The organism is Mesorhizobium sp. M7A.F.Ca.US.011.01.1.1 (genome assembly GCF_003998295.1).
Taxonomy (GTDB): Bacteria; Pseudomonadota; Alphaproteobacteria; order Rhizobiales; family Rhizobiaceae; genus Mesorhizobium.
Genome location: NZ_RZRT01000002.1, coordinates 278,801 through 303,439 on the forward strand (window position 1 = coordinate 278,801; position 24,639 = coordinate 303,439).

Annotated in this window: 19 protein-coding genes and 1 pseudogene; 9 read left to right on the plus strand and 11 right to left on the minus strand. The window is 63.8% G+C overall.

Annotated elements, in window-relative coordinates:
- Positions 1-37 precede the first annotated feature (37 nt).
- Both EOA13_RS03895 and EOA13_RS03900 read right to left on the minus strand, forming a co-directional pair.
- Positions 38-2,448: pseudogene (locus EOA13_RS03895) on the minus strand (FAD-dependent oxidoreductase).
- Positions 2,449-2,659: 211 nt separating this feature from the next.
- Positions 2,660-3,319, minus strand: coding sequence for a TetR/AcrR family transcriptional regulator (locus EOA13_RS03900; protein ID WP_164779967.1), 660 nt, complete (start codon positions 3,317-3,319; stop codon positions 2,660-2,662).
- Positions 3,320-3,587: 268 nt separating this feature from the next.
- Here EOA13_RS03900 and EOA13_RS03905 point away from each other — a divergent pair, with 268 nt between their 5' ends.
- The 3 genes from EOA13_RS03905 to EOA13_RS03915 all read left to right on the plus strand — a co-directional run bounded on the left by EOA13_RS03905 (position 3,588) and on the right by EOA13_RS03915 (position 6,877).
- Positions 3,588-5,027 (plus strand): aldehyde dehydrogenase family protein, encoded by a 1,440-nt coding sequence (locus EOA13_RS03905; RefSeq protein WP_127289839.1) that lies wholly within the window; start codon positions 3,588-3,590, stop codon positions 5,025-5,027.
- A 64-nt stretch (positions 5,028-5,091) separates the two neighbouring features.
- Positions 5,092-5,667, plus strand: coding sequence for a DUF1349 domain-containing protein (locus EOA13_RS03910; protein ID WP_127289840.1), 576 nt, complete (start codon positions 5,092-5,094; stop codon positions 5,665-5,667).
- A 235-nt stretch (positions 5,668-5,902) separates the two neighbouring features.
- The gene (locus tag EOA13_RS03915) at positions 5,903-6,877 is read left to right on the plus strand and encodes a hypothetical protein (RefSeq protein ID WP_127289841.1); all 975 of its coding nucleotides are present in this window, start codon (positions 5,903-5,905) and stop codon (positions 6,875-6,877) included.
- 99 nt (positions 6,878-6,976) lie between these two features.
- Here EOA13_RS03915 and EOA13_RS03920 read toward each other — a convergent pair whose 3' ends face one another.
- The 5 genes from EOA13_RS03920 to EOA13_RS03940 form a co-directional block, all read right to left on the minus strand.
- Positions 6,977-8,047, minus strand: coding sequence for a glycosyltransferase family 4 protein (locus EOA13_RS03920; protein WP_245490294.1), 1,071 nt, complete (start codon positions 8,045-8,047; stop codon positions 6,977-6,979).
- 331 nt (positions 8,048-8,378) lie between these two features.
- Positions 8,379-9,911 carry a mercuric reductase gene (locus EOA13_RS03925; protein ID WP_127289842.1) on the minus strand — a complete coding sequence of 511 codons (1,533 nt, stop codon included), beginning with the start codon at positions 9,909-9,911 and terminating at the stop codon, positions 8,379-8,381.
- A complete protein-coding gene (locus EOA13_RS03930) occupies positions 9,901-11,250 on the minus strand; it encodes a glucoamylase family protein (RefSeq protein ID WP_127290114.1) in 1,350 nt (449 codons plus the stop codon). Before EOA13_RS03930 ends, EOA13_RS03925 begins: the two co-directional genes overlap by 11 nt.
- Before the next feature lie 212 nt (positions 11,251-11,462).
- Positions 11,463-12,215: an SDR family NAD(P)-dependent oxidoreductase gene (locus EOA13_RS03935; protein ID WP_127289843.1), complete on the minus strand. Its 753-nt coding sequence runs from the start codon at positions 12,213-12,215 to the stop codon at positions 11,463-11,465.
- A 131-nt stretch (positions 12,216-12,346) separates the two neighbouring features.
- Positions 12,347-13,156, minus strand: a complete 810-nt coding sequence (locus EOA13_RS03940) for an IclR family transcriptional regulator (protein ID WP_127289844.1) — start codon at positions 13,154-13,156, stop codon at positions 12,347-12,349.
- Between the two features lie 185 nt (positions 13,157-13,341).
- On the opposite strand from EOA13_RS03940, the gene EOA13_RS03945 reads away from it, so the two are divergent.
- The 5 genes from EOA13_RS03945 to EOA13_RS03965 are packed head-to-tail and all read left to right on the plus strand — an operon-like array spanning position 13,342 to position 18,616.
- Positions 13,342-14,355, plus strand: a complete 1,014-nt coding sequence (locus tag EOA13_RS03945; protein WP_127289845.1) for an ABC transporter permease — start codon at positions 13,342-13,344, stop codon at positions 14,353-14,355.
- Positions 14,355-15,197, plus strand: a complete 843-nt coding sequence (locus tag EOA13_RS03950; RefSeq protein ID WP_127289846.1) for an ABC transporter permease — start codon at positions 14,355-14,357, stop codon at positions 15,195-15,197. Before EOA13_RS03945 ends, EOA13_RS03950 begins: the two co-directional genes overlap by 1 nt.
- A gap of 3 nt (positions 15,198-15,200) precedes the next feature.
- Positions 15,201-16,277 (plus strand): ABC transporter ATP-binding protein, encoded by a 1,077-nt coding sequence (locus EOA13_RS03955; RefSeq protein WP_127289847.1) that lies wholly within the window; start codon positions 15,201-15,203, stop codon positions 16,275-16,277.
- Positions 16,274-17,305 (plus strand): oligopeptide/dipeptide ABC transporter ATP-binding protein, encoded by a 1,032-nt coding sequence (locus EOA13_RS03960; RefSeq protein ID WP_127289848.1) that lies wholly within the window; start codon positions 16,274-16,276, stop codon positions 17,303-17,305. Before EOA13_RS03955 ends, EOA13_RS03960 begins: the two co-directional genes overlap by 4 nt.
- A gap of 39 nt (positions 17,306-17,344) precedes the next feature.
- Complete coding sequence (locus EOA13_RS03965) at positions 17,345-18,616, plus strand: CaiB/BaiF CoA-transferase family protein (RefSeq protein WP_127289849.1); 1,272 nt, start codon at positions 17,345-17,347, stop codon at positions 18,614-18,616.
- 143 nt (positions 18,617-18,759) lie between these two features.
- On the opposite strand, the gene EOA13_RS03970 is transcribed toward EOA13_RS03965, so the two are convergent.
- Together EOA13_RS03970 and otnK are read right to left on the minus strand one after the other, a co-directional pair.
- Entirely contained in the window at positions 18,760-19,398 is a 639-nt protein-coding gene (locus EOA13_RS03970) for a class II aldolase/adducin family protein (RefSeq protein ID WP_127289850.1), read from the minus strand.
- Entirely contained in the window at positions 19,398-20,774 is a 1,377-nt protein-coding gene (otnK, locus tag EOA13_RS03975) for a 3-oxo-tetronate kinase (RefSeq protein ID WP_127289851.1), read from the minus strand. Before otnK ends, EOA13_RS03970 begins: the two co-directional genes overlap by 1 nt.
- Positions 20,775-20,905: 131 nt before the next feature.
- On the opposite strand from otnK, the gene EOA13_RS03980 reads away from it, so the two are divergent.
- The gene (locus EOA13_RS03980; RefSeq protein WP_127289852.1) at positions 20,906-21,643 is read left to right on the plus strand and encodes a GntR family transcriptional regulator; all 738 of its coding nucleotides are present in this window, start codon (positions 20,906-20,908) and stop codon (positions 21,641-21,643) included.
- Positions 21,644-21,677: 34 nt separating this feature from the next.
- On the opposite strand, the gene EOA13_RS03985 is transcribed toward EOA13_RS03980, so the two are convergent.
- Positions 21,678-22,907: an aminotransferase class III-fold pyridoxal phosphate-dependent enzyme gene (locus EOA13_RS03985; protein ID WP_127289853.1), complete on the minus strand. Its 1,230-nt coding sequence runs from the start codon at positions 22,905-22,907 to the stop codon at positions 21,678-21,680.
- A 118-nt stretch (positions 22,908-23,025) separates the two neighbouring features.
- Positions 23,026-24,588: an ABC transporter substrate-binding protein gene (locus EOA13_RS03990; RefSeq protein WP_164779979.1), complete on the minus strand. Its 1,563-nt coding sequence runs from the start codon at positions 24,586-24,588 to the stop codon at positions 23,026-23,028.
- Between the last annotated feature and the right edge of the window lie 51 nt (positions 24,589-24,639).

A 24,639-nucleotide genomic window follows, 5' to 3' on the forward strand; every position in this document is an offset into this window, starting at 1 on the left:
GAATGGTCTTCCGCACCGACGTCGTCGGTTCGATCGGTCATGCCCGCATTGCCTTGCCCAGTGGATCGTATGGCGACGAAGCGATGACGCGCGCACCTCTTTCGACGCCGACGATGTGGGTTGTCAACTGCGTATCGATCTCGGCCGCCTCGCGCTCGACCAGCGCCATGGCGAGGCTCTTGCCGACCGTATGGCCATAGCCGCCGGAGGTGACGAAGCCGGTGAGCCCGCCTTTGTTCCAGATGGGTTCGTAGCCGCTGGCATCGGCATCCGCCGCGTCGATTTCGAGCGTCACCAGCGTGCGCCGGGATTCAACCTGCCGCTCCTTCAGCGCCGCCTCGCGGCCGATGAAATCGCCCTTGTCGAAAGCGATCCAGCGGCCCATTCCGGTCTCGGCCGGCGTATAGTCCTGCGTGAACTCGCGTGACCAGATGCCAAAGCTCTTTTCGAGCCGCAGCGAATTGACCGCGCCGAAGCCATATTCGGTCACATCAAGTTCCTTGCCTGCCGACAGCAGCGCACGGCGCAGCCCCGCGTGCTCATTGGCTTGACAATGGATCTCGTAGCCGAGTTCGCCGATGACCGACAGTCGCCCGACCTTGGCCCGCACCAGCCCGACATCGAGCGTCCTGCAGGCGAGAAAGCCGAAGGCCTGGTGCGAAACGTCCTGATGTGTGAGGCGCTCAAGCAGCATTCGCGCATTGGGACCGGCGAGCGAGAAACCAACAATGGCGTCCGAAATGTCGCGGACGGTGACGCCGTCGCTCATATGCTGCTCGAACCAGCGCATATGCCACTGGCGCAGATAGTAGGATCCCATGATCCACCAGGAGCCATCGCCCCAGTTGAAGACGGTGAGATCGCCCTTGAGTTTGCCGTTTTCGCCCAGCATCGGCGCGAGCTTGGCGCGTCCCGGCTTGGGCAGCGCACAGGCAAGCAGCCGGTCGAGCCAAGCCTCGGCCCGCGGACCGGTGATCTCGTAGCGCGAGAAAGCTGATATATCGAGCAGGCCGACACCTTCGCGCACTTTGCGGCATTCCTGTGCGACAATGTCGAAGGCGTTGGAGCGCTTCAGCGTCGGTGTCTCGACGAAGCCTTGCGGCGCGAAATAGAGCGGCACTTCCATGCCCCATGAATTGCCCCAGCGCGCGCCGGCGGCATCCATCGCGTCATGCGCGCCGGCTGTCTTCAAGGGCCGTCCCGCCGGCAGCTGCTCGTTGGGATAGCTCATGACGAAGCGGCGCGAATAGAACTGCCCGGTGGTCTGCCTGATGTATTCGCGGTTGGAGGCGAAGTCGCCGTAGCGGGCGATGTCCATGCCGTAGACATCGGCTTCCGGCTCGCCATGGATCATCCATTCGGCAAGCGACTTGCCGACGCCGCCGCCTTGCAGGAAGCCGGCCATGACGCCGCACGCCACCCAGTAATTGGGCACGCCGCGCACCGGGCCGACCAGCGGATTGCCGTCCGGTGAGAAGGTGAAGGCGCCGTTTACCCAGCGCTTGATGCCGGCTGTCTCCAGGCAGGGGTAACGGCTGAAGCCGAGCGCCAGCTCGTCGGCGATGCGGTCGGTATCTTCCTGGATCAGTTCGATGCCGTAGTCCCAGGGCGCCCCGTCCATGTTCAGTGCTTGTGGTTGACCTCATAGATACCAAGCAGAAGGCCTTTCTGCTCCTGGCGCATGTAGGTGAAGCCTTCGAGATCGACGATCAGCGGCAATTCCATGTCCAGCGCCTGGATTTCGGGCAATGCCTCGGTGACGAGATAATGGTGTTCCATCGGCGATACCGGCAGGTCGATGCCGGCCATCCTGCCGACCTGCTTGGCCCACAGTCCGCCGGCATTGACGACGTGCTCGGCAATCACCGTGCCCTTCTCGGTGACCACGTCCCAGCCGCCATCGGCGCGGCGGTTCAGTTCCAGCACCCGGTTGTGCTCGATGATGTCGGCGCCGCGCAGCCTGGCTGCCTTGGCATAGGCGTGCACGACGCCTGAGGGATCGATATGGCCCTCGCGCGCGGCATAGAGGCCTCCCAGCATGCCGTCGGTGTTGAGGATCGGGCAGCGCTGCCGGATTTCGTCGACGCCGACCAGATGGACATCGTCGATGCCCATGGTCTGGAAGATGCGGTAGGAGGCCTTGAGCCATTCCCAGCGCTCGGGCGCCGAGGCGACCGAGATGCCGCCGGTCATGTGCATGCCGATGCTCTGGCCCGATTCCTTCTCGACCTCGGAGAGCAGGTCGATCGTATAGGCCTGCAGGGCGGCGATGTTGGGATCGGCGTTCAGCGCATGGAACCCGCCGGCCGCATGCCAGCTCGATCCCGCTGTCAGTACCTCGCGTTCGATAAGCGCGACGTCGCTCCAGCCGAACTTCGCTAGGTGATAGAGCACCGAGGCTCCAACCACGCCGCCGCCGATGACGATCGCCCTGTATTGGGATTTCATCCTGTCGCACTCCACCCAGTCAGTGTGGCGTACCCTATCGGTATTGTACATATGTGTCTAGAGCTTGGCGGAGGACGGAATGAACGGTCCATGACGTCGCTTTGCGTCGATGCGGCAGGGGGCGCCTCCGCTGCTGTCGGCAGCAAACGTGGTTGCTATTTGGGCCGATGCGCCCGCGAAGTCGCCAGCCGCGGGGGCCGAACGGGGCGTACTATCGGTTGCGCGAAAGTGTTTTCTCGACATAGCGCGAGAAGTCTTCGACATCCTCCGCCGGAGGCTCCTGGCCGGTGAAGCTGCGCAGATAACCGGCGACGTGAGGCAGGCGGCTGCTCATCGGCTCGTTGAGCTCAAGCGAGTAATAGCCGATCTGCATGAAGTACAGCACGCGGGCTCGCACGAACGCGTCTTCTTCCTCATAGCCGTGGCGCATGAACATGTCGCGGATGGCATTGACGCGCTCCTCGTCGGCCTCGTCGAGCGCGCGCCTGATGGCGGGCGAGCGGCGGGCCCAGGCCCTGATCGCGAAATCCAGCTGCGGATCGAACAGTTTTTCGTCCACCCAGCATTCGAAAATGCTCATCACTCCGCGGATGACGGTCGCGGAAGGCCGCCTGGCCCGTTCGACGATGAACCTGGTGTTGGTCTGCCGCCAGTAATCCAGCAATTGATCGAGCAGATCCTGTCGGCTCTTGAAATACCAGTAGAAGCTGGAACGCGACACATCGAGCTTCTGTCCAAGCGTCAGCACGCGGACGCGTTCGACCCCGTCAGAGATCAACGTTTCAAGCGCAAGCTTCAGCCAGTCTTCGCGAGTGGCCTTGATATTGCCGGTGGCGCCGGCGCGCTGAATCGTCGTTTCGAGAGCTGCCATCGACACGACGCATGACACGCTGCCTCAGGCAAATCAAGGCTATGGACATTCGTGTACAGACCAAATCGGCCCCAAGCCGAACGATGCATCGTGGCTGTTGGCTGCATCGAGGCTCGATGGGGCATTGTCGTCGCCCGCCATCCGCGCGGCGCAAGCGGGGATTTTTGTCGCGGCTGCTGGTTCACTGTTTGCTTTCCCGCGAGGCAATTGTCTGGCAAATACCAGTTCAGACAGATGCCCGCGCGGCCAACAAGCAGGAACATACGATATGACGCTGTTTCGAAAGAACCTCATCGATGGCGAGTGGGTCGGCGACGCCGGTTCGCGCAACATCAACCCCTCGGATACCGGTGACATCGTCGGCGATTATGCCTCGGCGGGGGTCGAACAGGCCAAGCAGGCGATCGCCGCGGCCAAGGCAGCGTTCCCGGCTTGGTCCCGCTCCGGTCCGCTGGCGCGTCACGCGGTGCTGAAAAGGGCCTCCGACGAGATTTTGGCGCGCAAGGACGAGATTGGCCGCAACCTTGCGCGTGAGGAAGGCAAGACGCTGGCCGAAGGCATCGGCGAGACCATTCGCGCCGCCCAGATTTTCGATTTCTTTGCCGGCGAAACGTTGCGTTTGACCGGAGAGGTCGTGCCGAGCGTGCGACCGGGCGTCGGCGTCGAGATGACGCGCGAGGCGGTCGGCGTGGTCGGCATCATCACGCCGTGGAATTTTCCGATCGCCATTCCGGCCTGGAAGATCGCCCCGGCATTAACCCACGGCAACACCGTCGTCTTCAAGCCGGCGGAGCTGGTTCCCGAGAGCGCCTGGACCATTGTCGACATCCTGCATCGCGCCGGCCTGCCAAAGGGCGTGCTCAATCTCGTCATGGGCAAGGGTTCGGTGGTCGGTCAGGCGATGCTCGACAGTCCCGACGTCAACGCCATCAGCTTCACCGGCTCGGTCGGTACCGGCAAGCGCGTTGCCGCGGCAAGCATCGAACACATGCGCAAGTTCCAGCTTGAAATGGGCGGCAAGAACCCACTGGTCGTGCTCGACGATGCCGATCTTGCGATCGCCGTCGATTGCGCGCTCAATGGCGCCTTCTTCTCGACCGGCCAGCGCTGCACCGCGTCGTCCAGGCTGATCGTGACCGAGGCCATCCATGACCGTTTCGTCGATGCCCTCAAGGATCGCATGAGCAAACTGGTCATCGGCGATGCGCTCGACGCGCAGACCCAGATCGGTCCTGTCGTCGACGCGACGCAGCTGAAGCAGGACGAGGACTATATCGCCATCGGCGTCAGGGAAGGTGCCACGCTCGCCTTCGGCGGCGAGCGGCTCGACCGCAAGACGCCAGGCTTCTATCTGCAGCCGGCATTGCTGACCGAGGCCACCAATGCCATGCGCAGTTCGCGCGAGGAGATTTTCGGACCTGTCGCCAGCGTCATTCGCGTCAAGGACTATGACGAGGCGCTTTCCGTCGCCAACGACACGCCCTTCGGCTTGACCTCCGGCATCTGCACCTCGAGCCTCAAGCATGCCACGCACTTCAAGCGCAATTCGGAGGCCGGAATGGTGATGGTCAACCTGCCGACGGCGGGCGTCGATTTCCATGTTCCCTTCGGCGGCCGCAAGGGTTCGAGCTATGGGCCGCGCGAGCAGGGCCACTATGCGGCGGAGTTCTACACCACGGTGAAGACGGCCTATACATTCGCTGGCTGATCGGTCACTGCCGACCATGCCGGCAACACCGCCATGCACATCTGGATTGGAGCGGCGCGAAAGGATGACAGTGCAAGATCTGGCCTGGCTTAACCCGCCGCCGCACCATTCTATCGACGGCGACAGCGTTCGTGTGCGCACCGGTAAGGAGACCGATTTCTGGCGCGAGACCTTCTACGGTTTCTGGCGCGACAACGGCCACTTCCTGCACCGGCCGGTCGAAGGCGATTTCAGCGCCGAAGTCACGGTCAAAGGCGACTACGAGGTCCTCTATGATCAGGCCGGGCTGATGGTCCGGCTCAGCGAAACGCACTGGATCAAGGCCGGTATCGAGTACACCGACGGCCTTGCCTATTTCTCCGTTGTCGTCACCAACGACACGTCAGACTGGTCGCTGGTCGCCATTCATGCCGATCCGAACGGCGTCAGGATCCGGTTGACCCGTCACGCCGAGGCGATCCGCGTCCAGTACCTCGATGCTTCCGACGGCCACTGGAAGCCTGTGCGGCTTGCCTATTTCCCGACCTCGAAGACGGTCGATATCGGCATGATGTGCTGTTCGCCGCAACGCGAGGGCTTTGAGGTAACGTTCTCCGATTTCTCCCTCGGTCCGCCGATATCGCGGGAATTGCACGATTGAGACGTGCGGTCTTGCGCTGAACCGCAAGCACTTCGACCTTTGCCACGATCAAGTCTGTAGACCGCCGCGTGCCTCCGGCCGTGCCGGGAGTTGGTCGCGGCACTGCAGCCGGCGAGATCGTCAGCCAGTTGCGACGCCGCCAGACGGCTCGAAATTTTTGGCCCGGGTTCGGCTCAAGGCGAATATGCCAGGCAGGACGTTGCAACGCTATTGGCATCCGCGCTAGGAGTTGCCGATGGGCAGGTTTCGAAGGGCTGTCAAAAGAGCCGTCTATTCCAGGGCGCTAAGGTTTCTTGACGTTCCACCCGTGCTGTGGTCGCAGGGCATCGGGCATTTCTGCGATTTCGCCGGGCCGCGCTGGTATCGCAACGCGCCAACTGCATCGACGCAGAGCGAGGCATTTTTCCGCCAACATTACAGCGGCGCGCATGGCATCGTCTGGCTGCGCCTGAGCACCTTGTCCAGGGATGCGCAAACCTGCGACCTCGACACGTTCGTCAGGATCGTGCTGCCGACGATCACGGCACCGTTCACGCTGCTGACGACCGACGGAGATGCTTCGGTGCCGTCGGATCTGGCGAAGGACACCGTCGACCAACTTCTCGCCAACCCTTTCCTGGTCTCCTGGTACAGCCAGAATTGTGACGGCACTCACCCCAGAGTGAAGCCTTTCCCGATCGGGCTCGATCTTCACACGCCTCGGTCCCTTGCCACGCCGGCAGGGCTTGTGAAGCAACTGGAAATCATACGCGCCCGGCAGGATCATGTGGACCGCCGCCCGCCCAGGCTGTTCTCTGATTTCAGCATCAGCAATGGCTCGAGGCAGCGCCGGGAACTGCTTGATGCCCTGGGCGGATGTCCGCATGTCGATTTCCTGACGAAACGGGTCTCGCAGCGCTCGATCTGGCAACTATACTCGCAATACCCGCTCGTGCTGTCCACCGAAGGCAATGGCCTGGACTGCCATAGGACATGGGAGCTGTTTTATCTCGGCTGCATCGTCGTCACCAGGACCTCGCCGCTCGACCCGCTCTACCAGGGCCTGCCTGTCATTATCGTCGACGACTGGCATGAGGTGAGGGACCCCGATGCGCCGAGACGCTGGATAGAGCAGGTCGCGCATCTGACCGACCGGGGCCATGTTTGGGGACGCTTGCATCCGCAAACCTATCTCGGCCCCATTCGGCAAGAGCTTCAGCACGCATCCTGATAGGGCAGACCACGAAATTCCGGCTGGACGTCGTGCGAAGCGGGCTCCTGCAAGCGATGTGGAACGATGTGGCTCCTCCATATCTGCTGGAGGGACGGATCATGTGCCAGCCTCGTCCAGCCCCAGCCCGCCGCGGACAGCATTGCGGATGGCTTCTGGGCCGAACCTTGCCCAAACCGCTTGATGCGCGCGGATGCGCTGCCGTGCCCTGCGGTCGCCATCCAGGCAGAGTCCGACAGCCATTCCGGCAAGCCCTTCATCGGTATCCGACAGCAGCAGCTCCTCCCCGTCGACCAGATCCAGGCCCTCGGCCGCCAGAGGCGTGGCAATCACCGGCACGCCCCACGCCATCGCCTCCAAAATCTTGATGCGGGTGCCGCCGCCTGCCGCAAGCGGGATGATGGTGAGATGCGCTCTCGACAGAAGCGGCGCCATGTCTTCGGGGTCTTCGACGAGCTCCACGCCCCGCAATCCTGCCAGCGCTTGCACGGCCGTTGTCGGGTTGCGCCCAGCGAGAATCAGTGTCGCGGTCGGCAAGGCCAGTCGGATGCGCGTAAGTATGGAGCCGGCTAATCTCTGGACGGCGTCGACGTTTGGCGGATAGCCGAGATGGCCGACGAACAGGATCACCGGAAAGCTTTCGCCGGATCCGGGCTCGGCGGGCAGCGTTTCGGGGCTGTGCCCGGCGTGCGGAATTCCGTTTGGAACGACATCGATCGGCAACTTATGCCGGGAAAGCGCCATCAACCGCTCTCGATCCTGGCTCGAGCAGACCCAGACCCGGTCGACAAGGGCAATCGCTTTTCTCTCGAGACGCCTGATGCCAAGGCCCGCGCTGATCGTCGCCACCGCAGGCCGCTTCACATCGACGTGCCGCAACTGCCCCGCCAAGTCGGACTCGACGTTGTGCATGTCGAGGATGAGATGTTTCGTCAGTGCCCGCAAAGGCCGCAGCAGCTTGAACAGGCCGATGCCCTCGATCAGCACCGTTTCGGGGCGGAAGTCCCGAACCAGTGCCTCCAGCCGCGTCAAGGCGACGCGCGAGATGCGACGCTCCGCCCTTATGCGCCACCACCCGATCGAGGCGGAGCGGGCCTCTCCCTTGATCGACAAGGCTTCGGTGCGGATCGACGGATCGGTTGTTTCCGTCGCCTGCGGCAGCACAGACACCAGGCAGACCGGGCCGAATTGCGTAGCAGACTCAGCATTGCGGTAGTTCCGCAAATCCGCGCCGGAGATCGGCGGAAAGGCCGGATCGTGGGACACAACCAGCACACGTCGCCCGGCTTTCGCCGCGGAGACAGCGTCGAGCGGTTGTGCGCCCGCGGGATTCAAAGCGGGCGCTCTGGGCTTTGCGCCGGAGGCTTTCATTCCAGACGACATGCGCGACGGCCCCAAAACCACAACAATCGGCTTCGACTTGTTCAGCCGAACGCCGCTTTCGTCAAGCGCCGCATCGTCGCTGAATGTCAGATGCACCAGCTGCGCGGCCTGCCGAATGTCACCATCGCCTGGACCACGCCAACCAGCGGCCCGCCAGACGCTTCCACGATGAGGTGAGCCTTGTCCGCCGATAGGCGTCACCGGCCATCTTGATGCCTTGCGCCTGCGTCGGGAATGGATGGATGACGTCGGCCAGCGCCCGCAGTCCCATGCCCGATTTGATCGCCAGCGACACCGCATTGATCATCTCGCCGGCATGGCTGGCGACGACCGTGGCGCCCAGGATGCGGTCGGACCCCTCCCTGACGTGGATTTTGACAAAACCCTCCTCCTCGCCGTCCATCACCGCACGGGCGACATCGTGCATCAGCACCGTATAGGTCTTGACCGGAATGCCGCTCTGGCGCGCCTCCGCCGGATAGAGGCCGACATGGGCGATCTCCGGATCGGTATAGGTGCACCACGGAATGACCAGTTCGCTCAGTTTCCTGCGTCCGAGAAACAGGGCATTGCGCACGACCATGCGGGCTGTCGCCTCGGCGGTGTGGGTGAATTTGTAGGCGAGGCAGACATCGCCCGCCGCATAGATGCGCGGATTTGTGGTGCGGAGACAGTCGTCTACCTTGATACCGTCGGCATCATATGCCACCCCGGCGTTTTCCAGGTCGAGGCCGTCGACATTGGGCGATCGGCCGATGCCGGTGATGATCTCGTCGACGGAAATCGTCGTCGTGACGTCGTCGCACACCAGGTCGGCGAGCTTCTTGCCGCCTTCCGTCCGCACCGCCACCACCTCGGTGTTGAGGCGAACTTCGACACCTTCGCGCGCCAGCGCGTCCGAAAGAATTTGGGCGGCATCGCGTTCCTCACCGGGCAGGAACATCGGTTCGCGCTGCGCCTGGATGACCTTCGCGCCCAGCAGGCAGAAGGCCTGCGCCGCTTCGCAACCGAGTGGTCCGCCGCCGATGACCAGAAGCCGCTTCGGGCACTCCGTGAGATCGAACATGGTCTCGTTGCTGAGATAGCCGGCGTCGGCAAGCCCCGAGATCGTCGGCAGCCTCGGGCGCGCGCCTGTCGCGATCAGCGCCTTTCTGAAACGCAAGGTTTGTCCGGCGACCGTGACAGCGTCCCTTCCGGAAAACCGCGCTTCGCCGAAATAAAGGTCGATGCCTTCGGAAATCAGGCTATCGGCGGCATCGGCGCGGCTGATCCGCTGCCGGATCTGCCGCATCCGCGTCATGGCGCGCTGAAAGTTGACGTGAAGACGGTCCGGCATGTCGCCGCCGAAATTCTCGGCGTCGCGCATGTCGGCATAAAGCCTTGCGGTGCGGATGATCGACTTCGACGGGATGCAGCCGACATTGACGCAAGTTCCGCCGATTAGGTGGCGCTCGATGAGCGCGACCTTTGCGCCGAGGCCGGCCGCTTCGTAGGCGGCGGTCAGTCCAGCCGGTCCGGCACCGATGACGACGAGGTTGTAGGGACCGTCCGGCTGCGGGTTCTTCCAGTGCGGCGGATGGGCGCCCTTGATCAGCTCAATGTCGTTGTGATCGACAGGAAAGGCGGCAGCCCTGGTCCGGTCACGCGACATCGCCGCCACCCGACGCCGGGCTTGCCGGCTGAGACAGCCAGCCGCCATTGAATCCGGCCTTGCGCAAGCCGTTGCGGATGTGTTGATTTGACCGCATCAGTCTCCAGATCAACCCTGACCGATGGTTCTCGATCATCATCACCACGATGCCTTGATCCAGCCCATAGTGGCCTTCCGACACCCAGCCGTGCCCCCCGAATTTACGCCGGTTCGCCAGTGTCGGATTGAAACCGCTAGGCAGTCGAAAATTGTCGATCACCTCGGGGTAGCGATCACCGAGATGGCGCAACGCCGCCAGGCAGATCTCCGGGGCGAAAGGCAGTGATGCCGGATAGGACCAAGGCGCGATCGTCCCGTCATCGGGCCCGAACGGCGCGCCGCGCGCGGCATAGCCGGAAAACCGCCGGCGCTGTCGCTCCACGCTGGTGCGAAAACCGCCTGGCCCGTCGCCCGCCGAAAGACCCCAAAGGTTCTCGTCGTAGCCGCCATAGCCGTAAGGGTTGTGGCGTGCATAGTCGCGATGCAGATAGGTCGAGCGGCGGCTGTTTTCGAAATAGTCCGAGTTCTTCTCGCGCATGAAGGCGTCGCGGATGCCGGCGAAATCGATCCAGGCATGCGAGAACTGGTGCATGAACAGCGGACCGCCATACAGCACGTCGTAGCCGTAAATGTTCTCCCACTGATAGGTCGCCGTCCAGCCCTCGTAGCTGTTGTCCGAGGTCGGGCTGTCGGGCGAGGCCATCGACAGGACGTAGAGGATCGTGGCTTCGTTGTAGCCCTCCCAGCCATAGTGGAGAAAGCCGCTCCTCGGCTTCCAGCCTTGTCGCAAGGTCGGGCTTGAGCCTTGTGCCCACCGCCAGTCGACGCGCCGGTAGAGCGCCTCGGCCAGTTGGCGGATTTCGGCTTCCTCGTCATCGTCACCGGAGAAATAGGCGCCCGCCACCAGCATGCCCGATATCAGCAATGCCGTATCCACCATCGACAGTTCGCAGCGCCAGACGCGCAGGCCGGTCCGCATGTCGAGGAAATGGTAGTAGAAGCCCTTGTGGCCGGTGACCTCCTCGCCATTGCCTTGCGAGCCGGCCGAGAAGAAACGCAACGCGGCCAGCGTCAGCTTCGCGGCGGCATCGCGCGCCATCCAGCCGCGCTCGACGCCGACCGGATAGCTGGACAGCGCGAAGCCGACGACAGCGATGCTGGCCGGCGAATTCGGCCGCGAGGTGTCGGCGACCAGTCCGTTTTCGGGGTTCACGTTCTCGATGAAATAGTCGAAGGCGGCGCGCTGATAGCGGTCCAGAAGCTCGTCATCGGACAGTGCGGCAGGCTCGGCTCTAAGCAAAAGAAGCAAGCTCCCGCCGGATGGCTGCAGCGTCCGTCAACCGCCAACCAGTTGCCCCGCGCCGGCAGGTCATCACGCATGCTGAACTGTCATGCCGCGTCATAGCTTTCCCGCATAGCTTTGTTGCGTCAACGTCGATTCGACGTCTGGGACTATACGCCCCTACGCTCCAGTTCGTTGCGTCGTCACGCGGAATTGAGATGCGTCCTGCCTCAGTAGGTGGCGCGGCCGCCGGAAACGTCGAATACGGCGGCGGTCGTGAACGAACACTCTTCCGAGGCGATCCAGCAGATCAGCGCCGCCACCTCGTCGACCTCGCCGAAGCGCGCCATCGGTATCTTGGACAGCATGAAGTCGATGTGCTCTTGGCTCATCTGCCTGAAGATCGCGGTGCGCACGGCCGCCGGTGTGACGCAATTGACCGTCACCTTGGTCTTGGCCAACTCCTTGCCGAGCGACTTGGTCAGGCCGATCACCGCGGCCTTCGAGGTGCTGTAGGCCGACGCGTTGGCATTGCCTTCCTTGCCGGCGATCGAAGCGATGTTGACGATGCGGCCATAGTTGCGCTCGAGCATGTGCGGGACAAGCGCCTTGTTGCAATAGAAGACGCCATTGATGTTGATGTCGATGACCTTCTGCCAATCTTCGACCGAGTAATTCCAGGTCGTCATGTTGGGTCCGGTGATCGCCGCACTGGTGACCAGGATGTCGACACCGCCAAGCGCTTCGATCGCCGACTGCTTGGCGCGTTCCACGCCGGCCGCATCGGCGACGTCGATAGCAACACCGTGGAGGCCGGGAAGGGTAGCCTTGGCCTGTTCGATCTGAGCAGGATCGCGATCCCAGACTGAAACCCGTCCGCCCTCTTCGACAATCCTCTGAGCCACTGCCAGACCGATGCCCGATGCGCCGCCGGTGATCACCGCCGCTCGACCGCTGAACCGCCCTGTAAAATTCATCGGCATCCGATTTTCCCCATCATCTCAACCCGATGGCGATGACGGCGCGCAACCGCCATACCATCGACGGCGACTGTGCGGTCACGATCAGGCAAGTTCAAGCCGGCATGCGAGGCCGATCGTCTGGGCCAATCCCGTTACCCGGGATTTCCCTCGAGCTCTCTGCCCAGCGCCTTCACCATCGCCACCAGCGCCGGTCCGATCTCGGCATGCGCGCGCTCTTCCGTGATGATCTCGCCGATGCCGCCGCAGGTGATGGCAACCAGCGGCGAGCCGTCACGCGGACGGAACGGCACGCCGACTGCATGGATGTAGCTGTGCCAGGCGCCGAACGACGTCACATAGCCCTTGTCGGCATACTGGGCGATCGCATCGTCGATCGCCGCCGCGATCATCGCCGCCCTGTCCGGCTCGGTCTCCTGCAAAGCCCCCACAAGGCGGGCACGCTCCTCGGATGAAAGTGCCGCCGCATAGGCCAGCCCCATCGATGTCTTCCAGATAGGCAGATAGGAGCCCGGGTTGAGGCGCAGCGTGACAAGGCTCTCCGACCGGCAGTTGGCGAGATAGACCATGTTGAGGCTGTCGCGGGTGCCGAGCGCCACCGCCGCCCCCGTCAAATCGGCCAGCGGCTGCATCAGCGGCCGGGCTACGTGGACAACCGCACTGGAACTCAGTGCCGAATAACCCAGCGCCACGGTGGCTGGTCCCAGGCTGTAGCGGCCGAGGTCCTTGTCGTAGAGGAGATAGCCGAGCGCGCTTAGCGTATAGGTGATGCGCGAAACCGTGGCCTTGGGCAGGCCGGTGCGGGCAATGATGTCCTGATTGCCGAGTGAGGCATCGCCCGGGCGGAAAGCGCGCAGGATGCCGAGCCCGCGCACCAGCGACGACGAAAGCTGCGCGCCTTCGACTTCAAGCTCCGTCTCGTCCCTGGTGGCTCGCTTGCGCACGCTGAGGTCTTTTCTGGCGTCGTCGTCCGCCTGTCGGGCCGGTGTCGCCGGCGCTGTCTCAAAAATGAAATTAAATTCCATTTATATTGACAGGCGCTTTCCCCCACTGTCAATATGCTTCCCTTGATGGCATCTCCAAGCGCCTTGTGCCATCTTACGAAGCCCCTCCTTGTGAAGGTAGCCACGTGTCTCGCTATATTTTGCGCCGGCTTATCGCCATGCCGTTTCTGGTGCTCGGCATCGTCACCATTGCCTTCCTGATCACCACGGTGACCAAGGGCGATCCGCTGACCGCGATTGTCGCCGAACAGCAGATGAGCAATCCCGAAGTGGTGGCCGCCGCCAAGGCGCGCTGGGGGCTCGATCGTCCTTTGCCGGAACGCTATATGATATATCTTGGGAATCTGCTGAGCGGCGATCTTGGCACCTCGTTCATCACCAAGCGCAATGTCGGCACCGACATTCTCTACCGCTTGCCGGCAACGCTCGAACTGGTTTTCGCTGCGATGATCTTCGGCACCACGCTCGGCATCGTGCTTGGTGTGCTGGCCGCCTATTTCCGCAACAGCCTGATTGACCATGGCGCGCGGCTGTTCGCCTTGTTCGGCTCTTCGCTGCCGGTGTTCTGGTCGGGGCTCGGCCTGTTGTTCATCTTCTCCGTCATGCTGAACTGGCTGCCGGGGCCGGGCAGGGTCGATGCCCGCTTGGCATTGCCGCCCGGCATCACCGGCTTCCTGACCATCGATTCGCTTCTGGCTGGCGACTGGACCGTCCTCAAGGACGCGCTCTGGCACCTGCTGCTGCCGGCCTTCGTGCTCGGCTGGACGGTTTCCGGCACCATATCGCGGCTGGTGCGCGCCAACATGCTGGATGTGATGAGCCGCGAGTTCGTGCTCACCGCGCGCGCCAAGGGGGCGAGCGAATTCCGCGTCATCATTGTCCACGCGCTGCGCAACACCATGGTGCCGACCTTAACCGTCATCGGCTATTCCTTCGCCTATCTGATCACCGGCGCGGTGCTGACCGAGACCATCTTCTCCTGGCCGGGCATGGGTTCCTATGCCGTCGAGGCGGCGCGCGCGCTCGACTTCCCGGCAATCATCGGCGTTACCATCGTCGGCGGCCTCGCCTTCTTGGTCACCAATCTCATCACCGACATACTCTATGTCGTGGCCAATCCGCGCGTGAGATTGAGCTGATGTCGGCGGTCGAAACCAGATCCCGTTCCACCGCTGTTCCCGAATGGCTGACCGCGCCTTTGGTCATCGGCACGATCGTCATCCTGTTCTGGCTGTTCATGACCGTGTTCGCCAATCTGGTCGTGCAGTTCGATTCGCTCGAAATGGTGGCGCGCCGGCTGCAGCCGCCGAGCTGGGCGCACTGGCTGGGCACCGACGCACTCGGGCGCGATGTGCTGGCCCGCACTCTGCACGGGGCCGCGCATTCGCTGCCTATCGCGGTACTGGTCGTCGTCTCGGCTGTGGTGATCGGCTCGCTGCTCGGCGCCATTTCCGGCTTCGTCGGCGGCCTGACCGGCGCGGCGATCATGCGGCTTGTCGACGTGACTTTGTCGTTCCCGCCGATGCTGCTCGCCATGGCCGTCGCGGCGTCGCTCGGACCCGGCCTCGGCAATGCCGCCATCGCCATGGTGCTGGTCTGGTGGCCGGTCTACGCCCGGCTGATGCGGGCGCAGGTGCTGGAGGTGAAGGAGCGCGAGCATGTCGAGGCGGCAATCGCCGCCGGCGCCAGGCCTCTGCGCGTGCTGTTCACGCACATATTGCCGCTTTGCTGGACCCCGGTGCTGATCAGCGCGACCATGGATCTTGGCCAGGTCGTGCTGCTTGCCGCGTCGCTCAGCTTCATCGGTCTCGGCGCCACACCGCCGACGCCTGAATGGGGCTCGATGATCTCCGATGGCGCCGTCCATTTCTACCAATGGTGGATCGCCTTCGGTCCCGGCGTCGCCATCCTCACCATCGTGCTCGGCTTCAACTTCATCGGCGACGGCCTGCGCGACATTCTCGATCCAAGGTCGGATTAAGCGATGAGCGCACAGATACCTACAGCGCCACCGGGCGCAGTCGACAAGGCAGCCGAGCGCGAGCCGCTGCTGTCCATACGCGGCCTGCGGGTAGGCTTCCGACGGGCAGGCGATCAGTTCGAAGCGGTGCGCGGCATCGACCTCGACGTCGCCAAGGGCGAAGTGGTCGGCATTGTCGGGGAGTCCGGCTCGGGCAAGTCCGTTGGCATGCTCGCCGCGCTCGGCCTGACGTCGAAGAATGCGGTGGTCACCGGTTCGGTCCGCTTCAACGGCGACGAACTGGTGGGCAAATCGTCACGCGAAATGCGCAAGATCAGGGGCGCGCGCATAGCCATGATTTTTCAGGACCCGTTGTCCTCGCTAAACCCGGTGATGACCGTCGGCGCCCAGATCGCCGAGGCGGTCAGGCTGCATCAGCGCGTCACCCGCAAGCAGGCCATGGCGCGCGCGGTGGAATTGCTGAATCTGGTGGCGATCCCGCAGCCGGAGCGCCGGGTGAACCAGTATCCGCATGAATTCTCCGGCGGCATGCGCCAGCGCGCGGTCATAGCCATGGCCGTCGCCAACGATCCCGATTTGCTAATCGCCGACGAACCGACCACGGCGCTCGATGTCACGGTGCAGGCGCAGATATTGGCCGTGCTGCGTTCGCTGCAGGAACGGCTTGGCCTTGGCCTGGTGCTGATCACCCATGATCTCGGCGTCGTCGCCGGTCATGCCGACCGCGTCGCGGTCGTCTATTCCGGCCGCGTCGTCGAACAGGCTGGCGTGTCCGAGCTGTTCGACGACCCGCGCCATCCCTACACGCGCGGCCTGATTGCCTCGATCCCCAACCTCGAGGAAAGCCGCGAGCGGCTGTTCTCGATCGACGGTTCGCCGCCCGCACTTGGCCGCTTGCCGGGCGGCTGCGCCTTCCATCCGCGCTGCATCTATGCCGAGGCACGCTGCCGGACCGAGGATCCGCCTTTGCACGATATTGGCGGCCGGTTCTCGGCTTGCCATTTCGCGACGACCTTGCCGCCCTTCCACAGCGCTGCGCTGGCGGCGGCCAGCCTGGACAATGGAAGCGTGAGCCCATGAGCGTAGCGGAGCAAATTCAAGTCGAAACCAAGCCGGCGGCAGCGCTTTCGGTACGACATCTCGTCAAGGACTTCCCGGTTCGCGGCGGCCTCGTCTTCGACCGTGCCGTTGCCCATGTCCGTGCGGTCGCTGATGTCTCGTTCGACGTAGCCCCCGGCGAAACGCTGGGCCTTGTCGGTGAATCCGGTTGCGGCAAGTCGACCCTCGGGCGCTGCCTGATGCGGCTGATCGAGCCGACCAGCGGCGAAAGCTGGTTCCGGGGCCAGAACCTGCTCGCGCTCAATCACGAAGACATGCGCCTGATGCGGCGCTACATCCAGCTGGTCTTCCAGGATCCGTACGGGTCGCTGCATCCGCGCATGCGCATCGCCGACAACATCGCCGAGCCTTTGCGCATGAGCGACATGTCGGCGGCCGACCGCCGGGCGCGCGTCGCCGAATTGCTCGAACTCGTGCGGCTCAATCCCGATCACGGCAAGCGCTATCCGCATGAACTGTCCGGCGGCCAGCGCCAGCGCGTCGTCATCGCCCGCGCGCTTGCGCTCAACCCGCAAGTGGTGATCCTCGACGAACCGGTTTCGGCGCTCGACGTTTCGGTGCAGGCCGGCGTGCTCAATTTGCTTAGGGATATTCAGCAGTCCTTCGGCACATCCTATCTGTTCATCGCACATGATCTTTCGGTCGTGCGCCACATCTCGCACCAGGTCGCGGTGATGTATCTCGGTAAGCTCGTCGAGATCGCACCCGCGGCCGAGCTCTATTCGAGGGCGTTGCATCCCTATACGCAGGCGCTGCTGTCGGCGGTGCCGCTCGCCAATCCCGAGAAGGAGCGCAAGCGCGAGCGCATCGTGCTGACCGGTGACGTGCCGAGTCCGCTCAACCCGCCGTCAGGCTGCCGCTTCCGCACGCGCTGCTTCAAGGCGCAGGCGATCTGCGCTGCCGTCGAACCGCCGCTCGATCCGCCTGGCGTTTCGCATCGGGTCGCCTGTCATTTCCCGGAGCCGGTCAACACCTTCAAGACTGTCTGACCGGTCCTCACGATTGCTGTACCCACGAAGGATATTATCGTGACTGAAGCTCAAACCGACGATGCCAGCACGGCGGGCCGCGGGCGCCTGCCGCTCGAAGGCATCAAGGTTCTCGATCTTTCGCGCGTGCTGGCCGGTCCGTGGGCGACGATGAGCTTGGCCGATCTCGGCGCCGAAGTCTGGAAGATCGAGAACATCGACGGCGGCGACGACACCAGGGCGTGGTCGGTGCCGAGCTACAAGGGTGTCTCGACCTACTATCTCTGCGCCAATCGCGGCAAGCAGAGCATCGCGCTCGACATGAAGAGCCCGCAGGGGCTGGCCATCGTGCGCGAGCTGGCGGCGAAGGCCGACATCGTCGTCGAGAATTTCCGCTCCGGCACCGCCGATCGCCTTGGCGTTGGTTTCAAGGAGCTCAGTGCCTCAAACCCACGGCTGATCTATTGCTCGATCTCCGGTTACGGCCAGACCGGCCCAGATGCCGGACGGCCCGGCTATGACTTCGTCATGCAGGCCGAGAGCGGCCTGATGGCCATCACCGGTGAGAGCGATGGCGAACCGATGCGTGTCGGCGTCGCCATCACCGACATCGTCTGCGGCATGGTCGCCACGCAGTCGATCCTGGCGGCGCTTTTCGAACGCGCGACGACCGGCAAGGGGCAGTTCCTCGACCTGTCGCTGATCGACTGCGCGCTCAGCCTGCTGATCAATGTCGGCAGCGGTTACCTCAACACCGGCCGCGAGGTCGCCCGCTACGGCAATGCGCATCCGACGGTTGTCCCCTATCAGATATTCGAGGCGTCCGACGGCGGCTTCGCGCTGGCCGTCGGCAACGATCGTCAGTTCGCAGCCCTGTGCGAGCAGGTCGTGGACTTGCCACATTTGGCTGGGGATGCGCGCTTCATCAAGGCAGGCGCGCGCGCCACCAACCGCGAGGCGCTGATTCCGCAGCTGGCGGCTGCCTTCAGGACCAAAACGCGAGACCACTGGATGTCGGCTTGCGCCGCCGCCAGCGTGCCGGCCGGCACCGTAAAATCGATACCGGAAGTCTTCGACAGTCCCAATGTGCGCGAGCGCGGCCTCGTCCAGACCTTGCCGCATCCGCATCTCGGTTCCGTCGCCATGGTGCGCCCGGCGCAGGGACTTGCCGCGCAGTTGACCGCCGACTTCACCGCGCCACCGATGCTGGGCCAGGACACAGCTGCCGTGCTGGCCGACGTGCTCGGCTACAGCGCCGAGACCATCGACCAGTTGGTCGGCACTGGGGCTGTCAGCGTCTATGCGCCTGCCGCCGAACCGATCCCCGCCTGATCTTTCACGGAGCGTGACAGCCCTCGTCGCATTTGCGGTCGACTGAGTGGTTCTCTACATCAAGAGCGCGAAGAGCCGTTCCTTGTTTTGGCGCTATTCCCAAGGGAAAGCGCTTCCCACTTTTCCTGGAATTGCTCGGCCGGTTATTTCTGCTGACCGTAATTCTTGTAGCGCCCGCGAATGGCGGGTATCTCGCTGCCCTCGATGAGCACCGGTGTGCCGGCGCTGCGCGCCAAAAGGTATTGCCGAGCCAGGGTCTCGAGCTTGATGGTGCGGATGAGCGCCATGTCGAGATCGCCGCCGAAAGCGATCATGCCATGATTGGCGAGCAGGCAGGCCGACCTGTCCTTGAGCGCGACGACGGCAACCTTGGCCAGGTCGCTTGACGCGAACAGCGCATAGTCCGAACAGCGCACATCATCGCCACCGAAACCCGCGACCATGTAATGGAACAGCGGCAGTCCCTCGCGCAGGCACGATAGCGCCACGCAATGGTCGGGATGGGCATGGACGACGGCGCCGGCCTCGGGAAAGGCCTTGTAGATCTCGGCGTGCATTTCCCATTCGCTCGATGGCCTGAACGCACCGTCCCAGGCTCCATCGAGCTGCATCGCCACCATCTGCTCCGGCCGCAAGGCGCTCGTGGCTATTCCCGTCGGCGTGATCAGCATGCCGCCGGTCGTGCGCACACTGATATTGCCGGTGGTGCCGACATTCATCCCGCTGGCGTCCAGCGTCTGCGTCGCGGTGATCAGGCTGGCGCGTGCAGTCTCGGTGTCCATCACGATGCTTTCCCTGTGGTTGGCCGCATGACAGGTTTTGCCGGTGGCCATATATCGATCGCCGGCGCGACGGTGGTCGCCCGTGTCATGCCTTGCAGGACGTCGGCGAAAATATCCGGGCCGCCGAGCTTTCCCGATTTCAGCATCAGCGCCAGAGGATCGGATGGCAGGTCGGGGAGGTGGGCGATGGCGCGCGACAATCCCGGGCCCTCATAGGCGCCCATGGCGATCCGGTGGATGCCGAGCGCCTTGACCACCGAACCGGCGGTCTCGCCGCCGGCGACGACGAGCCGGCGTACGCCGAGTTCACGCACCAGAATCTCTGCAATCCCGGCTAGGATCTCTTCCGCCCTTGCCGCCACCACATTGCGGCCGTGCGCCTGCTGCAGCGCTTCGACCGTCGCTTGCGGCGCTGTCGTGGCAATGGCGATCATCGCACCGGGCAAATGCCGCTGGGCGAAGGCACGCGCTTCGGCCATGACGTCGGCGCCGGCAAAGGCGCGGGCCAGATCGATCGTCAGCAGTGGATTGTTTTGCGCAAAACGTTCGAGTTGTTCGATGGTGCGATCGGCGACGCTGCCGGCCAGCACCGCCGCCGGCCCTTCGACGGCCGGCAGGCTGGCGGCAACGAGATCGCCTGAATTCAGCAGCCCATGCGTGAGCCAGGCCGGCGGCAGATGCGCGGCGACCGAGGAATTGCCGGTCATCAGCGGCAGGTCGAAGGTCGCTTCCGCGATCGCAACCAGGTCGCGCTCGCGGATCGTATCGGTGATCAGCAGTATCTCGCCGCCCGCGCTGTGCTCTCGTATGGCGTTGCGGATGGCCTCCGACCCGGCATCGACGACGAGATAGGGCACCAGCCCGACCTTGCCTTTGCTCTGCGCCTGCAGCACGCGAACCAGATTGGAATCGGTCATCGGCGTCAGCGGATCGAAGCGCTTGGGCGATTCACCCAGCAACTGGGCGCCGCCGAACATGTGTCCCTGATAGACGGTGCGGCCGGTCTCACACAGGGCCGGGGTGAACAGCGTGACGCCGCCGCCAAGCCGCTCGAGCAGCGCCTCGGCGCAAGGACCGATGTTGCCGGCAGGTGTCGAATCGAAAGTGGCGCAATATTTGAAGAAGATCTGCCGGGCACCAGCTTCAAGCAACCGGTCCGCCGCCTCCAGAACCTGGCGCACCGCATCGCTGGCCGCGATGACGCGTGTCTTGAGCAGGATCACATGGGCAAGATTGCCTGGTGGGATCGGCGCACTCAGTCCGACCGTGCATCCCGTTGGAATGCCGCGCGCCACCAGCATTGACGCCAGCTCGGTGCCGCCGGTCAGATCGTCGGCTATGGCGCCAAACAGGAGTGAAGGCGTCGACCTGGTCATGCTACCCGTCTCATGTCTGCCGGTTTCGGGGCGGCTTGTCTCATGTCGGTGGTCAGGCCATTCGTGGTATCATATACACAGCCCACGCGACGCAGGCGACGCCTGCGCTGTTGCAAGAACGGAGAGCGGATGTGACTGCTTCTATCGCGCCGATCGCGCGCGACAATCTGACGACGCGTGTCTACGAGGAGCTTCGCCGCGCCATGATGGAAGGCCGTTTCTGGCCGGGCCATCGCTTCAAGATCCGCGACCTTGCCGCCAGCCTTCAGGTGTCCGAAACGCCGGTGCGCGAGGCTCTGATGCAGCTGGTGCGTGAAAAAGGCCTTGAGATGGAGGCGGGCCGCTCGATCACCGTCGCCCAGTTGTCGCTGGCCCAGTATCTGGAACTGCGCAGCATCCGGCTGCATCTCGAAGGCATGGCGGGTGCCGCGGCAACGACGCGCATCGAGCCGCGCGAGATCGACCGTCTGGCCGCGGTGCATGACAAGCTGATTGCCAACGAGGACAATGGCCGCTGGTTCGAAGCCGTCCGCGACAATTGGGAATTCCATCACTCGATCTACCAGGCGGCGCAAATGCCGGAGCTGCTGGCCATCATCGAGGGCATCTGGCTGCGCAACGGACCGCTGGTGAACTATCAATACCCGCACGCCAGGCCGACCTATGACGGCCGCCACCGGCATCTCGACATCCTCGACGCGCTGCGGGCGCGTGACGAGAACGGCGTGCGCAAGGGTATTCAGCAGGACATGATCGAAGGCGGGCGCCTGCTGGTCAAGGTGCTCGAACGGCTGAACGACGGCGCTGTCACGCCGGAGGAACTGCGCCGCGCGGCGCAGAACGGCCGACTGGTGTCGGCCGCCGGCTGAGCGAACTTTCTCCCTCCACCGCATCGGCGCCGGTTCACGCCATCTGCGCGGCTGCGGCCATGCCGGCATCGGCAGCCTGCAGGGCGAGATCTATATCTTTTGCGGTATGCGCCGCGCTCAGGAACATGTTGTGCCGGGGATGGAAATAGGCGCCTTCGCGCAAGGCGGCCGAGCAGAAGGCATTGGCCAGCTTGAACTCGGCATCGCCGTCGAAAAGCACCATCGGCATCGACACCGGACCGGTCTGTCGCAGCGACAGGCCATGCTTCTTCGCTGCCGCGTCGAGGCCTGAGCGCAGCCTGTCGCCGGCTTCGGTCATGCGGGCAATGGCGTCGGTATCGCGCAGCGTGCTGATGGTGCCGATCGCGGCCGCCATGGCGACGGCGCCATACCAGAAGGAACCCGTCACATAGATCTTGGTCGCGGCCTCGCGAAACCGGTCGGTGCCGGTGATGGCGGCCAGCGGATACCCATTGGCGATAGCCTTCGAGAAGGCGGACAGGTCCGGCCGCACGCCGAGCGGCTCCCAGCTGCCGGCGAGATCGATGCGGAAGCCGGCCCTGACATCGTCGACGATCAGCGCCGCGTCGGCGGCGGTGGTGAGTTCGCGCGCCCGTCTGGCGAAGGCGGCTGTCGGCAATTCCTGGTCGCGGGCGATGTCGTGCCGGAAGGCGGTGACGACGACAGCAGCGAGATCATCCCCGGCCTGCTCGACGGCTGCCTCGAGGCTGGCAACGTCATTGTAGTCGAAATGGATCAGATGGGCGCGGTCCTCGGCGGTAACGCCGGCCAGCGATGGCGTGCACCACGGCACGGCGCCGTGATAGGAGCCGCGCGCGACCAGCACCTTGCGCCGGCCGGTGCCGGCACGCGCGATCGTCACGCAGGCGGTGGTGGCATCGGTGCCGTTCTTCTGCAGTATCGCCCAGTCGGCATGCGCGACCGTCTTGACCAGCAGCTCGGCCAGCTCGACCAGCACCTCGCCCGGGCCGTTCATCGCATCGCCGAGGCGACGCTGCCGCTCGGCCGCTGCCTCAACCGCCTGATGATGGTGGCCGAGAATGTTGGGGCCCCAGCTGCACATCAGGTCGATGTATTCGTGCCCATCGACATCCCAGACCCGGCAGCCGTCGGCGCGTTCGAAGAATTGCGGATAGGCGGAGCCGAGATAGCGCGTCGCCATGTGTCCCCACATGCCGCCCGGAATGACCGAGGCCGCACGCTCGCGCAGCAACTGGTCCTTGGAGTTGATCAGGGAAGGCATAACGAGGTCTCCACGCGTTGATATATCATATATTTGTTTTGGTGCTGGAAGAACAGGATTGCTGATCGTCCAGAATGAAGAAGCGGAAGACGGCTGGCCGCCTCCCGCATCTTTTCGCTCAGTGGCTGAGTTCCGCCAGCGGCAAGTTGCAGCAGGCGCTATAACGCACGCCCTTGACGTCCGACTTGTAGGCCAGGATCAGGTTCGGGCTGATCAACGGCAGGATGATCCTGTCCTTGATCATCTCCTCGCCGGCCTGGTGCCACAGCTTGGCGGCCTCGTCGCCGCTTGCCGCAAGGGCTGCCTTGTAGATATCCGCTTCCTTCGGATTGAGTACCGACGGGTCGCGCTCCGCGCCGGCGCGGCGCGCCCACGGGCTGCCCTTGGTCATGGCGAAATAATCGATGTATTGCGACGTGCCGTAATAGTCCGGCGCGTAGAACACCGCCGTCATCGGGATGCCGTCGCCATTGACGCGTTCGCGCCAGTTGGCGAAGGGGATCGGCTGCAGATCGAGCTTGATGTTGATCTTGGCCAGATCCTGCTGGACCTTCTGCATCAACAGCGAGAGATCGACGCCATAAACGTTCATGCCGGGAAACGCCGCTTCCATCTCGAAGCCGTCGGCATGGCCGGCCTTGGCCAGAAGTCCCTTTGCCTTGGCAACGTCATAGGGCTGCGCCTCGAAGCCCGAGCCGCCGGGGAAGCCGAGCGGGATCGGCGCGCTGATCAACTGGCCTTCGGAGCCGATGGTGAAATCCAGGATGCTCGGACGGTCGAGGCCGAGCGAGATGGCCTCGCGCACTTCGGGCGTCAGTGGCACCTTGTTGGCCTTGGCGCCGGGCGACAGCGCCACATAGATGAAGTTGTAGGACGGCACGGTCTCGATCTTCACGTCGCTGCCGGTCATCGTCTTGGCCGTATCCGGGTCGATCTGCATGGCGATGTCGGCGGTGCCGCTCTGCAGCATCTGCGCCTGCGCTACCGCATCCTTGGTCTGGCGGATGACGACTTCGCTCAGCGCCGGGGCCGTGCGCCAGTATTTGTGGTTGCGCGCCAGCCGCAGCTCCGAATTGGGCTCATAGGATTTCAGCACGAACGGTGCGCTGCCCGCCGAATGCGCCAGGAACCAGGCCTCGGCATTGTCTGTCGTCGCGGCGTCCGCATCGGCCTTGGCGCCGGCTTCGGAAGCGACCTTGCTGTTGACGACCGCTGCGTAGGGAGCCGCCGCGATGTTGAGGAATTCGGAGCTTGGCGCGACCATCTTGACGACGACCGTATGCGCGTCCGGCGTCTCGATCGAGGCGACATTGTCCATCAGGAACGAGGCGCTCCCCTTGAGGTTCTTCAGCCGCTCCCAGGACCATTTCACGTCCTTGGCTTCGACCGGCGAACCGTCCGAGAATTTGGCGGCCGGGTCGAGCGTGAAGGTGAAGCTGCTCTGGTCGGCATTGCCTTCCCATTTGGAAGCGAGCAACGGGATCAGCTTGTTGTCCTTGTCCAGCGTCAGCAGCGATTCATAGACGCTGGAATTGTAGATCTGGCAGGTGTCGCAGAAGGCGCGGTGCGGATCGAGCGAGTTGAGGTCGATGTTGCGCGCGATGACCAGCGGCTTGCTGTCCTGCGCGAAGGTGGCCGGTGCCCAGAAGGCGCTGGTGGCCAGCAGCACCGCTGTCAGCATCGTCGCCCTGGTCTTGTTTCTCGGTAGGATGGTCATGTCGGTTCTCCCATT

Coding starts and splice junctions, on each gene's coding strand:
- EOA13_RS03900 (WP_164779967.1), bottom strand. CDS start 3,319: ATGGCAGCTCTCGAAACGACGATTCAGCGCGCCGGCGCCACCGGCAAT.
- EOA13_RS03905 (WP_127289839.1), top strand. CDS start 3,588: ATGACGCTGTTTCGAAAGAACCTCATCGATGGCGAGTGGGTCGGCGAC.
- EOA13_RS03910 (WP_127289840.1), top strand. CDS start 5,092: ATGACAGTGCAAGATCTGGCCTGGCTTAACCCGCCGCCGCACCATTCT.
- EOA13_RS03915 (WP_127289841.1), top strand. CDS start 5,903: ATGGGCAGGTTTCGAAGGGCTGTCAAAAGAGCCGTCTATTCCAGGGCG.
- EOA13_RS03925 (WP_127289842.1), bottom strand. CDS start 9,911: ATGTCGCGTGACCGGACCAGGGCTGCCGCCTTTCCTGTCGATCACAAC.
- EOA13_RS03935 (WP_127289843.1), bottom strand. CDS start 12,215: ATGCCGATGAATTTTACAGGGCGGTTCAGCGGTCGAGCGGCGGTGATC.
- EOA13_RS03950 (WP_127289846.1), top strand. CDS start 14,355: ATGTCGGCGGTCGAAACCAGATCCCGTTCCACCGCTGTTCCCGAATGG.
- EOA13_RS03955 (WP_127289847.1), top strand. CDS start 15,201: ATGAGCGCACAGATACCTACAGCGCCACCGGGCGCAGTCGACAAGGCA.
- EOA13_RS03960 (WP_127289848.1), top strand. CDS start 16,274: ATGAGCGTAGCGGAGCAAATTCAAGTCGAAACCAAGCCGGCGGCAGCG.
- EOA13_RS03970 (WP_127289850.1), bottom strand. CDS start 19,398: ATGGACACCGAGACTGCACGCGCCAGCCTGATCACCGCGACGCAGACG.
- otnK (WP_127289851.1), bottom strand. CDS start 20,774: ATGACCAGGTCGACGCCTTCACTCCTGTTTGGCGCCATAGCCGACGAT.
- EOA13_RS03985 (WP_127289853.1), bottom strand. CDS start 22,907: ATGCCTTCCCTGATCAACTCCAAGGACCAGTTGCTGCGCGAGCGTGCG.
- EOA13_RS03990 (WP_164779979.1), bottom strand. CDS start 24,588: ATGCTGACAGCGGTGCTGCTGGCCACCAGCGCCTTCTGGGCACCGGCC.